The sequence below is a fragment of the Pseudomonas matsuisoli genome, assembly GCF_014647635.1.
Lineage (GTDB): Bacteria > Pseudomonadota > Gammaproteobacteria > Pseudomonadales > Pseudomonadaceae > Pseudomonas_P > Pseudomonas_P matsuisoli.
Window position 1 is genome coordinate 199454 of sequence record NZ_BMPO01000009.1, and the last position, 13278, is coordinate 212731.

General features: G+C 61.0%; 10 protein-coding genes and 1 other RNA gene. All 11 read right to left on the reverse strand.

Annotation, left to right across the window (positions count from 1 at the left end; genetic code table 11):
• Window positions 1–149: 149 nt before the first annotated feature.
• The 11 genes from ffs to IEY47_RS18190 all read right to left on the reverse strand — a co-directional run bounded on the left by ffs (window position 150) and on the right by IEY47_RS18190 (window position 13278).
• An RNA gene (ffs, locus tag IEY47_RS18140) (signal recognition particle sRNA small type) lies at window positions 150–246 on the reverse strand.
• A 475-nt stretch (window positions 247–721) separates the two neighbouring features.
• Entirely contained in the window at window positions 722–3802 is a 3081-nt protein-coding gene (locus tag IEY47_RS18145; protein WP_188985296.1) for an error-prone DNA polymerase, read from the reverse strand.
• Window positions 3799–5217: a Y-family DNA polymerase gene (locus IEY47_RS18150; protein WP_188985298.1), complete on the reverse strand. Its 1419-nt coding sequence runs from the start codon at window positions 5215–5217 to the stop codon at window positions 3799–3801. The genes IEY47_RS18145 and IEY47_RS18150 overlap by 4 nt, the downstream gene beginning before the upstream one ends.
• Before the next feature lie 9 nt (window positions 5218–5226).
• Window positions 5227–5844, reverse strand: coding sequence for a translesion DNA synthesis-associated protein ImuA (gene imuA, locus IEY47_RS18155; protein WP_188985300.1), 618 nt, complete (start codon window positions 5842–5844; stop codon window positions 5227–5229).
• 225 nt (window positions 5845–6069) lie between these two features.
• Window positions 6070–7362 (reverse strand): LLM class flavin-dependent oxidoreductase, encoded by a 1293-nt coding sequence (locus IEY47_RS18160; RefSeq protein WP_188985302.1) that lies wholly within the window; start codon window positions 7360–7362, stop codon window positions 6070–6072.
• 108 nt (window positions 7363–7470) lie between these two features.
• Window positions 7471–8397, reverse strand: a complete 927-nt coding sequence (locus tag IEY47_RS18165; protein WP_188985304.1) for a cupin domain-containing protein — start codon at window positions 8395–8397, stop codon at window positions 7471–7473.
• A 1-nt stretch (window position 8398) separates the two neighbouring features.
• Window positions 8399–9634, reverse strand: a complete 1236-nt coding sequence (locus IEY47_RS18170; protein ID WP_188985306.1) for a Zn-dependent hydrolase — start codon at window positions 9632–9634, stop codon at window positions 8399–8401.
• Between the two features lie 9 nt (window positions 9635–9643).
• Window positions 9644–10522 carry an alpha/beta fold hydrolase gene (locus IEY47_RS18175; protein WP_188985308.1) on the reverse strand — a complete coding sequence of 293 codons (879 nt, stop codon included), beginning with the start codon at window positions 10520–10522 and terminating at the stop codon, window positions 9644–9646.
• A gap of 29 nt (window positions 10523–10551) precedes the next feature.
• Window positions 10552–11685: a pyridoxal phosphate-dependent aminotransferase gene (locus IEY47_RS18180; RefSeq protein WP_188985310.1), complete on the reverse strand. Its 1134-nt coding sequence runs from the start codon at window positions 11683–11685 to the stop codon at window positions 10552–10554.
• A 22-nt stretch (window positions 11686–11707) separates the two neighbouring features.
• Entirely contained in the window at window positions 11708–12487 is a 780-nt protein-coding gene (locus IEY47_RS18185; RefSeq protein WP_188985312.1) for an SDR family oxidoreductase, read from the reverse strand.
• Between the two features lie 77 nt (window positions 12488–12564).
• The gene (locus IEY47_RS18190) at window positions 12565–13278 is read right to left on the reverse strand and encodes a GntR family transcriptional regulator (RefSeq protein WP_188985314.1); all 714 of its coding nucleotides are present in this window, start codon (window positions 13276–13278) and stop codon (window positions 12565–12567) included.

Consider the following 13278-nt stretch of genomic DNA (forward strand, 5'->3'; position numbering starts at 1 on the left):
AGTCAGACCTAGCGGGATTCGCCGGGTTCCAGGAACTCAAACGGCGGCAGGATTAGGCAAAAAGCGGAGATGGCAATGCACGTGCGCAACTAGGTGCCAGGCACTGTAGGCAATAAGCAATAGAGGGGGAGAAAGCAATTGGGTGGTGACCCTACCAGCCACACCCCGGCACACAATGTCACCGCTGCGGCTGCTCCCTTCCAGGCCTGACCGGGTTCACGGCTGATCGTTGCGGGGGGACCGGCAGGGCCACCATAACGTACCCGCCATTGCGGCGAGCGGCGCCATTGTACAGCCTGAATCTCAACTTACAAGGCGCCAGCAAAGATTGTGTTCGAGGGCTGCGTTGCGTGCGAGATACCGTGTTTACATGCCAATCGCCCCAACCGCAAAGCAGATACGCTTTTTGTAGGAGCGAGCTTGCTCGCGAACAAGAGCGCTGGGCCAGCACGAGCTTCCGTTGGGCAGATAAAACCCGCGCCCTATCACCTTAAAAGCCGCGGGTTGTACCCGCCCTACACGACCCGCGAGAGTTCACGCGCTTTTGTAGGAGCGAGCTTGCTCGCGAACAAGAGCGCTGGGCTAGCACGAGCTTCCGTTGGGCAGATAAAACCCGCGCCCTATCGCCTTAGAAAGCCGCGGGTTGTACCCGCCCTACACGACCCGCGAGAGTTCATCCGCTTTTGTAGGAGCGGGCTTGCCCGCGAACGTATACGTTCAATCAATGAAAATCACGACTGCGTACATCGAGCCCTGTCAGTAATGGCGTCAGGTCATACAGGCGGCGCGCGATCAGGTGGATCACATTGTTTTCGGATTCCAAGCGCCCTTCCACCTTCATCAAGCGTGACTCCAATAACGGTCGGCGCTGGCGTTCGCATAGATCCCGCCAGACCACGACGTTGACCATGCCGAATTCGTCCTCGAGCGTAACGAATGTGGTTCCTCCAGCCGTTCCCGGGCGCTGCCGCCCCACCACCAAACCAGCGACCGAAATGAAACGCCCATGCTCGATGTTCCTCAAATCGCGCGAGCTCCGGCAGCGTTGTGCACGCAAGGCACTGCGCAGCATCGCAATGGGATGCTGGCCGAGCGTCGTTCCTAAGGTGCTGTAATCGGCCTGCAAGTCTTCACCGGCCGTGGGCAAAGGCAACGCGACTTTGATTTCCTGGGCCGCAGGCAGCTCATCGAACAAAGGGCGTTGAGCCTCGATACCAGAAACAGCCCAGCGAGCACGGTGCCGGTGGCCTGCCAAACTACGCAAAGCGCCCGCGTCGGCCAGCTGTTCAGCGGCACGTCGCTCCAGGTCAGCGCGTCGGCTGAGGTCATCGACATCGGTAAAAGCGGCACGAGCGCGCGCCTGGCAAATGCGTTGTGCATCCGCTTCACGAAAGCCGCGAATCATCCGCATGCCCATGCGAATACTAGGCTGACCGCCTCGCTCCGGCCCTTCGAGCGTGCAATCCCAATCGCTATAACGAACATCCACAGGCAATGTGCCGATGCCGTGACGGCGCGCGTTCTGCAGCAATTGATCGGGACTGTAGAAGCCCATGGGCCAGCTGTTGATCAGCGCGGCAGTGAACGCCGCTGGCTCATGGCATTTGAGCCAGCAACTGGCGTAGGTGATCAGCGCGAAACTCGCCGCATGGGACTCGGGAAAACCGTAACTACCAAAGCCCTTGATCTGCTCGAAGATCCGCGTTGCGAACTCAGTGGTGTAGCCGTTCTTTCGCATCCGCTCCATCAGTTTCTTCTGATGCGGCTCAAGACCGCCGTGGCGCTTCCAGGCGGCCATCGAGCGGCGCAACTGATCAGCTTCACCCGGTGTGTAGTCGGCGGCCACGATGGCCAGCTCCATCACCTGCTCCTGAAAAAGCGGCACGCCCAGGGTACGTTCGAAGACTTTCTTCAACTTGTCGTTGGGATAGGTGACGTCTTCCTGTCCATTTCGCCGTCGCAGATACGGATGCACCATGTCCCCCACGATCGGCCCTGGCCGCACGATGGCGACCTCGATCACCAAGTCATAGAACTTCTCGGGCCGTAAGCGCGGCAGCATCGACATCTGAGCGCGCGACTCGATCTGGAAGACCCCCATGGTGTCGGCGCGACTGATCATTTCATACGTGCGCGCATCCTCTGCGGGGATATTCGCGATCGTCAAAGGTGGGCGCCTTCGGTATCCAGCTATCAGATCGAAACAACGCCGTAGGGCCGTCAACATGCCGAGCGCGAGAATGTCCACCTTGAGCAGGCCGACGAGATCCAGATCGTCCTTGTCCCACTGGATGACAGTACGGCCCGGCATGCTCGCGTTTTCCACAGGCACCAGTGTCGTCAACGGCTGCTCGGAAATGACGAAACCACCAGGATGCTGAGACAAATGCCTGGGGAAACCGATCAGCTCGCCCGTCAGCACCATTACTTTGTGAATGATCGGGCTTTCCGGATCGAAGCCCGCCTCGCGCAGCCTTTCGGGTGGCGGTAACTGATCCGTCCAGCGACCACAACAATCGGCGAGCGCATTGACCTGATCGGGTGGCAATCCTAATGCCTTGGCCACATCACGCACTGCGCCTGCACCATGGTAGGTGCTGGCGACTGCCGTGATCGCTGCACGATGGCGACCGTAGCGTTTGAAGACGTACTGAATCACTTCCTCACGGCGCTCATGCTCGAAATCGACGTCGATATCCGGCGGCTCGTTACGCTCGCGAGAAATGAACCGCTCGAACAACAGATTGACCCGACTGGGGTCCAACTCCGTGATGCCCAAGGCGAAGCACACCGCCGAGTTGGCGGCCGAGCCTCGCCCCTGACAGAGAATCCCTTGGCTTCGCGCGAAAACCACCACGTCCTGAACAGTGAGGAAGTAACTCTCGTACTTCAACTCCGCGATCAGGGCGAGTTCCTTCTCGATCTGCGTACGCGTATCTGGCGTGATGCCTTCTGGCCAACGATTGCGTATCCCTTGCTCCGTCAGCTGCCGCAACCAAGACGTCGGCGTATGCCCCGGACCTACGACTTCGTGCGGATATTCGTATTCCAACTGGTCGAGACCAAACTGGCAGCGTTGCGCGATCTGTAACGTTTCGGCCATGAGCTCGGCGAGATACCGCTCAACCAGCGTCTCTAGACTGCGAAGATGACGCTCGCCATTGGGAAACAAGCGAAAGCCGGCTTCGGCCACCGTGCAGTGATGTCGGATGGCAGTCATCGTGTCCTGTAGTGCCCGTCGCCCCCGTGCGTGCATGTGGACGTCACCCGAGGCCGTCATAGGGATGCCAAGCACCGCCGCCGCTGCGGACAACTGCCGCAGACGCTGACGGTCATCCGGCCCTTGGTGCAATTCGACCGCCAGCCACAGCCGATCGGCAAAAACCGACTTCAACCAATGACCGTGGGCCAATGTGCACGTCGAATCAGGCAACCACAGCGCCAGCAACCCACTCCGGCTACCTTGCAGATCTTCATGCAGTAGACGGTAAGTCCCCTTCTCTGCCCGCCCCCTTGCGGCGCTGATCATGCGGCACAAGTTCTGATATCCCTCCAGCGTTTCCACCAGCACAACCAGGCGGGGGCCGTTTTCGATTGCCATCTCGCTGCCCACGATCAATGGCAGCTCGACTTTTTTCGAGGCCTGCCAGGCCCGGACAATGCCAGCCAACGTGCACTCATCGGTAATCGCCAGCGCCTCGTAGCCCTGCTGCTTGGCACGCTGAAACAACTCCATGGCACTGGAAGCGCCGCGCTGGAAAGTGAAGTTGGACAAGCAGTGCAATTCGGCATAGCCGCTCATGACAGCCAGCCCTGGAGCAGAAGTGGCCCGCCTTCCTTCAAGGGGCGATAGACCCAGGCCCGACGCCCGCTTTGCGTCTCGACCCAGAAGTAATGCCGGCATTGATCGTTATGGTCCCACCAGCCTGACTCGATGCGCTCGGGGCCAGCCAGGATGCGCATATCCCCTTCCGTGAAAGGCTCCGGTGCGCGCAGTAACCAACCAGGCCGGCACTGGGCGCTAGGTAATGCCTCAGTCGATCCACGGAACTCACCTGCTTGCCAGGCTGATTCAGGGCGATGGTCCGCACGCGCCTTGATATCACTGACGGCTTCATCACCCAAACGCGAACGGAGCCGTTCACGCAGGCGCTCCCAGCTCAGGTTTTGCTGAGGTCGCTCGTCGAAAAGCTCACGGCGTTCCGGCAAAAACTCCGGTAAATCGCGGGCGACGAGCCGCACGGCGAGCACTGGCGCAGGAACCTCAAGCTGCTCCAGCCGCCCTCGCGTCAACTCGAACAGCACATCCGCCTCGCGCTCGATGCCCAGCAACCCAACCGGCATCTGTGTGTCCGGTAGGCTTCGATGTTCCAGTAGCAGGCTGAACCGCTGCACGCCGCAATCACGGCCAGCAAGAAACGCCGCCAAGTCGGCAATGAGGCGACGTACCGGGAAAAGCAGTGCTTGATTCGATTCCACGTCGAAGTTGAGCTCGATGCGGGCATCGAATTCATCCGGCGGTAAATAGCACTGCAATGCGATGCCACGCCTGCCGAGCAAAGTATCCAAATGCCTGAGCAGTTCCGCTGGAAAGCGTCGCGCCAAGGTATCGCGGGGCAAGCCGAGCACCTGTCGAAAGCTGCGCAGCCCCATCCGGGAAAAGGCCGTAGCCACGTCTCGAGGCAGCCCTAACCGTTCGACCGGCATGCGCCCTAACCTCTCGTGAAGTTCGCTCTGGCTGCTGATGGCCAGGCCATCGTGGGCGTTGGCCAGAATCCGTGCGGCCACAGGATTGGGTGCCAAGGTAATACGATGGCGAAACCCCAGCGCTGCCAGCTCGTCACGCAAGCGCGCCTCGAAGCGTGGCCAAGGGCCGAACAGGCCCAGACTGGATTCCACTTCGAGCACCAGCGCACGTGGGTAATGCAGGCTTACTTGGGAGCTGAAGCCGTAGGCCCAGGCCGCCAGAAAGGCCTGCCAACGCTCGATGGCCCCCAGATCGTACTCAGCCGTTTCAAAGGCGGTGCTCAAAGCCTGGGCTGCAGTCAATGACATACCGGATTTGAGGCCCAATGCGCGCGCAGCAGGATTGAGCGCATGCACGACCCGTCGCTGTGGTGTACCGCTGATGAGCGCCAGCGGCACCTCCGACTGTTCGCGGTGGCGTAGTACGCCGTCGAGCGCCAATTGTGGGAAGAGAATGCAAGCCCAACGCATAACGGCTGCTCAATGACTGGCCATAAGTGGAATCGCCGTATCCGGGGCAATGCCACCGCGGCACTTCAATACGCTGACCCGAGATGGCCGTGTCTCCAGACAAAGTCTCAGAGCCGCTGGAGACGGATTGACCGCCTCACGCAAGGGACGAAAGGCGAACCCGAGTGTCTGGCCCGTTTCCGCAGCGACTTGCAAACGACGCAACGCACGATCATCGGCATTTGCAGGCCAGCACAGGACGGCGCCGCAGCTACCCGAGCGAAGGCATTGTTCCGCCGCCCATAACGCGTCCTTGGAGCTTGCCTCGATGAGCGTCATCCAGCGCAAATCGACACCCGCGGACAACCAGGCATGAGGGAAAGGCACATGCGGTGGCGCCACCAGAACAATGCGTTCGGCTTGCTTCGTCAAACGCGCCAGAGTGGGCCACAAGAGATGCAGTTCACCGCTGCCTTCGGCATGCAGGAGCACCTCACTCAGCGCGGATTCAGGCCAGCCCCCCGTAGGCAGAATGGCATCCAACGCCTCCAGGCCCGTCGAATGTGCACCTCGAGTTTGCCGTACGGCATTACCTTTCCAAACGCGCCGCTGATCGAACAACGTGTCGAGCGCAATGACCGAGCCCATTCATACTTCCTTTGGGATAAGGTCCCATGCATGCCGTTTACCACTTGAAAACGGCACTCGCGGCGCGCTTTCACTGTTTTTATATACAGTAGTTAAGGCAAAGGGATTTGGCAATCGACGCTTGTCGAGTTGTGAGGTCCGCTTTAAAAACACGTCTCGAATATGCTGCGCAAAAGTAAAGGGCGCCCTACAGCGCCCATGACTTTTGATAGCGCCAGCAAAACCTTAGGATCGCTGGGGTCTAGCCAACCCGAGATGCTCGCGCAATGTGCTGCCCTCGTACTGCCGACGGAACAACCCGCGCTCCTGCAGGATAGGCACCACGCCGTCGACAAAATCCTCGAAGCCTTCGTGGAAGTACGGCGGCATGATGTTGAAGCCATCGGCCGCGCGGGTTTCGAACCATTCCTGCAACGTATTGGCGATGGTTTCCGGGCTGCCACAGATGACCCAATGCCCTCGGGCGGCGGCCGTCAGGCTGTAGAGATCACGCAGCGTCATCTTTTCGCGGCGCGCCTTGGAGAGCAGTACACGGGTGAACGCATGGTAGGTGTCGGGCAAGTCCATCTCAGGCACTGGCGCGTCGAGGTCGTACCCTGAGAAGTCCTGACCTAAGCGCTCGGCCAGTACCGCCATGGCCTTACCGTCGCCAATGTAGCCTTGCAGCTCGTTCAGTTTGTCGCGGGCTTCCTTGTCGGTGCGCCCCACCACCGGCATGACGCCTGGCAGCACCGTCACGTCCTCCGGGCGGCGGCCGAACGATGGCAGGCGCTTCTTGAGATCGGCGTAGCTGGCACGGGCCTCGTCGATGTCCTGCACCACCGAGAACGCCACATCGGCGCTCTTGGCCGCCATCTGCAAACCGGCCTCGGAACCGCCGGCCTGCAACACCACCGGATGTCCTTGAGGCGCACGACTGATGTTCAACGGTCCCTTCACCTTGAAGAACTCGCCTTCGTGGTCGATGGCGCGGACTTTCTGCGGATCGATGTACAAGCCTGATTTACGATCGGCCACCACGGCATCATCAGCCCAGCCATCCCACAATTGCTTCACGACATCGACGAACTCGCCAGCCATCTCATAGCGACGCGCATGGTCCGGGTGCACGGTGCCGAAGTTGGCGCCGATAACCGGATTGGACGTAGTGACTGCGTTCCAGGCCGCACGGCCGCCGCTGATGAAGTCCAGCGAGGCGAATGCCCGCGCCACGGTGAACGGATCGCTGTAAGTGGTCGACACAGTGGCTCCCAACCCGACGTGGCGAGTCGAGGTAGCCAGCGCCGCCAGCATCGTCAGCGGCTCCAGTCGCAGGGTGTAGGACGGGTGCGCCTTGGGGTCCGCATTGAGGTTGTCGCCCATGAAAATCAGGTCGAACAGGCCCCGCTCAGCGATCTGCCCGATCTTTTGAATTGCAGCAAAGTCCACGAAGGAATCCAGAGCGCCGGGGTATCGCCAGCCGGCGGTGTGGCTGCCCGTTCCCAGCAGGAACAAGCCGAGGTGCATCTGACGCGACATACAAACTCCTTTGTGCAGACGGCTTGAAACTACTGCGCTCGGCTTTCTCAGGTGCGTTCGCCTGAGCTTACCTTCACGCTACGTATCAAGCCGCCTGCAACAGCGTGTTTACTCCAGAAACTCGAACCCCATGGTCCGGGCGTGATAGTGCAAACCACCGTCCTGCACGATGAGGAACAGCGCGCGCTTATCACCACCGTTGTGGTGGGAATGCGGCGAGCCGGGAGGTGTCACCAACGTGGCCCACGGCGCCCAGGCGCAATCGTGGCCGTCCACCTTCGAGTAGCACTGCTCGCCCTGCACGATCAGCGTGAGCGCGGCCGAGTTGTGCTTGTGCCCACGTTGATGCGTGTGAGGTGGCAAGGTGTTCAGAGACAAGGTCAGAGACGGCAGGATGTTACGCGCCGCCTGCAGACGATCTGACGAGAAGATCACCGCGATGCCTGAGGTGGTTTCGTCCGGTGCGGCTTGGTAGATCAGCTCCACCTGACGGGCGATTTCCGCCGCTGGGTAATGGATCAGGTCCACCGGTGCATCGAGACCCGGCAGCGATCCATCGAGCGCCAGTTGTGGCTCGTTGCTCACCAGCCAAAGGACCGCGTCGCTCGAAGCGGACAAACGGCTGGGCATGCCACCTGGAATCAGGATGACGTCACCCGCGCCCCAACGTACTTGTTCATCGCCACGTTGTAGATCGCCGCTGCCAACGATGACGTAGGCGATGGTCCCTGTCGCCGCGAAATCGATCTCTAGCGTGTCGCCCGACGTGATCCGCGCGTAATGCGCGAGCATCAATGGCGTTGTAGCCGGAAACGGTGCACCGAGCGCTTCGGCCTGATCACAAGCGATCAAGCGGGTCTCCCCGCTCATGGCTGCTTCCGCCGGCGAGGTAAACACCTGACGCGGCACCACCGGCAGCTTGATGTTGAAAGCGTTGCCCGAATTGAAGAACCGTGAACGCTCGGCAGCTGGGCTTTCCGGAGCTGCCGGAAGCTGCGCCGGCATATCGGCCATACGTTGAACAGGACTGTTCATTTCAATCTCCGCACAAGGTCAGCAAGGTATCCAGCAACACGTCGGCACCGGCCGTGACGTGCGCGGGCTCGGCCCATTCGTGTTCGGCGTGGCTTACGCCATCGCGACAGGGGATGAAGATCATCGCGCTGGGGCAAAGCGGCGCCATGTAGCGCGCGTCGTGACCCGCGGCGGATAGAAGGTGCATCGAGGGGATGCCCCGCTGACGTGCCGACTGCTCGATGGTTGCCTGCAGGTTCGAATCGAACTCGTTGGACGGTGCGCTGACCAGCCGCTTCAACTCGACGTCACACGGTGCACAGCTTTCCTTGCAGATACGCTCGAGCGCGTCGCCCAGCCTGTCCAATACAGCATTGTCCGGATGGCGCAGGTCGATGGAGAACACCACGCGACTTGGCACCACGGACGGCGCATTCGGCTCGACTCGCAGCCGGCCGATAGTGAACTTCACCAGAGGATCATCGCCACCCACTTCCCGGTACATCCGCTGCGCGATTCGGCTAAAAGCGTCCAGCGCATCACGACGATCCGCCGTCGCGAGAGTGCCGGCGTGACCTTCTTCGCCGAGCAGGCTGATCTCCCAGGTTTTCTTACCCTGGATGCCGGTCACTACGCCGATGACCTTCTCTTCCGCTTCCAGCACCGGACCTTGCTCGATGTGGGCTTCGACGTAAGCGCCGATTGGGAAACCCAACCGCTTGCGCGGCAGTGCCGAAAATTCGGCCATCTGCGCATCGAGTGCTTCACCCACGCTGATGCCAACGGCATCGCGCACGCCTCGGATGAACTCAAGTGAACGCATACCGGCGAACGCCTCGGAGCCCATCATCCCGGGCGCGAAGCGCGAGCCTTCTTCGTTCATCCAGGCGACCACCACCAGATCGTGGCTCGGCTTCACGCCGGCTTCCGCCAGCGTGCACACCGCTTCCAGTGCCGCCGCGACGCCATAGACGCCATCGAATCGACCGCCCGTGGGCTGCGAATCGAGGTGACTGCCGGTCATCACCGGCAACGCCTCGGCATCGCTGCCCGGCAATGTCAAAAAGAGATTGCCGGCCGCATCGGTCGAGGCAGCAAGCCCCGCCGATTCGGCCCAGCCGATCACCAGGCGCCAGGCCGCGTGCTCTTCCAGGCTCAGGGCCTGGCGATTGACGCCACCCTTCGCCGTGGCGCCGCACTCGGCCAATTGCATGAGGCGTGACCAGAGACGATCACCGTCGATTGCTGGCGACTGCATGGGTGCTCCTTAGTCCGTTTTCATGACCTGACCGGGAATCGCACGCGGATCGCGCACGGCCCAGCGCCCGGCTTCCGCCATGGCGATGAACTCGGCCAGGAAACTGTTGAACAGCGCGGGCTCTTCCAGGTTGAGGGTGTGGCCGGTCTTCGGCAGCACGCAGAGTCCGCAGGCAGGAATAGTCTTCTTGAGGAAGATGCCCGGCTGCAGGCAGTGGTCGTCTTCATCGCCCACCATCACCAACGTCGGCAGCGTCATCTCCTTCAACTCGGCTTCCAGATCGTAGAACGATGGACGACGAGCCTGCACGCCACGCATGGTCATGGCGGCACCGACGTCGGAGTGAGTCGCCAGGCGAGTGGCGAAATCCTGCCAGCCGCGTGGGTCCTTGTTCTGGAACTGGACACGCGAAGAACCCAGTGAGTAGATCTTGGCGAACGCTTCCGCGCCCTGCGCTTCGAAGCGGTCGGCCACTTCCCGCGAGACACCACGGAAATACTCCTCCAGATCCTTCTCGCAACCATAACCGGCACCGGCGACAGTCAGGGACAGCGCGCGCTCGGGGTAAATCAGGCCGAAGTGAACGGTCGCGAAGCCACCCATCGACAGACCGACGATGTGCGCCTTCTCGATACCCAGGCCATCCAGCACCGCCACCGCGTCGTCGACAGCGCGACGTTGCGAATAGGCCTCCAGATCATTCGGGATATCAGACGGGCCATAGCCACGCGCCGCATAAGTTATGCAGCGATGACGGCGCGCGAAGAAGCTCATCTGCGGTTCCCACGCGAGGTGGTTGCCGCCGAACTCGTGGATGAACAGGATCGGCGTGCCTTCGCCCGCTTCCTCGACGTGCAGTTTCACGCCGTCGTCGGTGGTGATGAACATACGTTGGCTCCTCAGCATTGAAGCGTTGGTCAGAATTGAGCGCTGGAAACGTCCAGCCCGCGAGCTTCCTCGACCATCTGTGGCAGCAGCGCACAAAAGCGCTGCGCCCACTCACGTGGTACGGAGGTGCTGATCTTGACGAAACGGTCGCCGAAGCGCTGGGTGTGATAGGTGCCCTGGCGAATCATCACGCCTTGCTTCAGGTAGGCAGCGACCAGGGCTTCCGGCGCGATGCCACCGCCGATGGTTTCCACGACGAGGAAGTTGCCGTGGGATGGATACACCGGAACCGAGAAGCCAGGGATAGCGCTGATCGCGGCATGAATATCGGCCTTGTTGGCGTTGTCGATGGCACGGACTTCCTCCATCCACTCGGCCTTGATCTTCAGCCCGGCTTCCGCCGCGCGCTGGGCGATCACGCTGGCACCCAGCACACCCGTGGCCAGGCCGGCGAACTCGTCCAGCATGGCAGATGGCGCGATCAGGGCGCCGATGCGCATCCCGGCCAACCCTAGCCACTTGGAGAAGCTGACGGTGACAACCACGTTCTGGCTGCCGGTTTTCAGCGCCGGGTAGTGGCCTTCCGCAAAGTCACGGTAGGTGCAGTCATGCACCAGCAGTGCGCCGCATTCTTCTGCGATAGAGACGAAGGCTTCGATCTCCGCCTGGGTGTAACGCACGCCCAGCGGGTTGTTCGGGTCGACGAGATAGATCACCGCCGTGCGCTCGTCCACTGCATCGCGCAGCTGCTCCGGGGTCATCTTGTACTGCTGAGCCGCATCGTAGATCGGCAGCTCGATTACCTCAGCACCCTGTTGACGGGCAAACAAGCACGGCCATTTCCAGGTCGGGTCACTGGTGACGAAGGTCGTGCCCGGCTTACAACGTGCCTTGCAGATAGTGGCCAGCGCATTGACGCCGCCGTCGGTGACCATCGCCTCGGCACCTGATACGCCAAGATCGGCGATGATGGCAGCCCGCAGCGACTCGAAACCCAGCGGTGGCGCGTAGGCGTTGAACTCGCCCGCCTCGATGGACGCGATCATCGCCGCCTTGACGGACGGGTGAGTCGGGATGTGGTTGGTGTTTTGCCCCAGCCAGGCCAGATCCGGCGTGGCGCAGAGTTCGTCGAAATAGCGGTTGCGAACGAGTGCATCAGACATGGTGTGCTCCGTCAGCGGCGGGTCAGATGACCGAACCGCGTGCGGCGATACCGCCGTCGATGGTGACGATGGTGCCCGTGGTGTAGCCGGACTTCGGCGAGGCCAGGAAGGCGACCAGGTCACCCACTTCTTCCGAGGTCGCAGGACGCTTGCCAGGATAGAGGTCGAACAGTTCTTCCCAGCGGCTCTCGTCGCCCAGCATGTCGATGGCCTTGCGGCGCATGATCTTGAGCATACGGTCGGTGGCGACCGGTCCAGGGTTGACGCCGACGACGCGGATGCCATCGTTCAGGCTGGCCCCGCCAATGGCTTTGGTGAAGGACATCAGTGCCGCGTTACCGGTGCTGCCGGCAAAGTAGCTAGCGTCCCAGTTCTCGCCGGAGTTGCCGATGACGTTGATGATCACGCCGTCCTTGCCCTTCATCTTCGGGTAGAACAGCCGCGAAAGGCTGATATAGCCGAACACCTTGAGATCGAAGCCGGTGCGAATGGCTTCGTCGGTCACCACGCTGAGGGAACCAGCCGGGATGTCACCGGCGTTGTTAATGAGGATGTTGCACTCGGCGGCCTTTTCGGCCAGTTCTTCCATGGCAGCGGTGGTGGAAAGGTCCATCTCATGGACGGTCACACGCACGCCATACTCGGCTTCGAGCTGCTCTTTCGCTTCGCGCATCGGTGCGCCGTTACGAGCGGCCAGATGCAAGTGGCAACCTTCGGCAGCAAGGATATGCGCCGTTGCCATGCCAATGCCTTTGGAAGCGCCGGTGATGAGCGCGATCTTGCCTTTGAGTTTGAGATCCACGACTTGCTCCTACGAACACGGTTTCAGGTATGCAAGAAACTGCAACTTGCATACCAAGGAGCAAATAGAGGATGAAATCAGGAAAAGTGCGCGATGAAATCCACGAGGTTGTCGCCGAGGAGATTCAGATGCCCGCGCATGGCATTGTGCGCCGCGTCGCCATCGTGCCGGAAGATCGCCTGCATCACCTCATCGTGTTCGCGCAACGTGTCTGCGATGCGGCTTGGAAGGTAGGTAACCCGGCGCCTGTAAGCCCCGACGCGGTTGCGCAAAGCCCGAGTCTGAGCAGCCAGGAACTCGTTGCGCGAGGCCTCGTAGATAGCCTCGTGAAACTCCTTGTTCACCTCATAGAAGGTGTCGATGTCACTGCGATTGACTGATGCGGCCTCCAGCCGACGATGGATCGCTTCAAGATTATCGCGCTGCTCAGGCGTAATACGGCGAGCGGCAAGTCGTGCACAGAGCCCTTCCATCTCAGCCATGACCTGGAACATCTCCAGCAGCGTCGCCATGCTGATGGTCCGCACCGTCACGCCCTGTCGCCCTTTCGACTCCACCAGACCAGTTGCGCCCAATAGGCGCAAGGCCTCACGTACCGGGGTACGCGATACGCCGAAACGTTCCGCGATTTCCTTTTCATCCAGCCGGCTGCCCGGCGCCAGACGACCCTCGGCAATTTCTTTTTCCAGCACACGATGCAGCGTGTCAGCCAGCGTTTCGCCAGTAGCTGAAACCAGGGTTTGACGCTCCTTTAAGGTGCGCTCGCTCGTTTCTTGTGCACTAGAAACCAT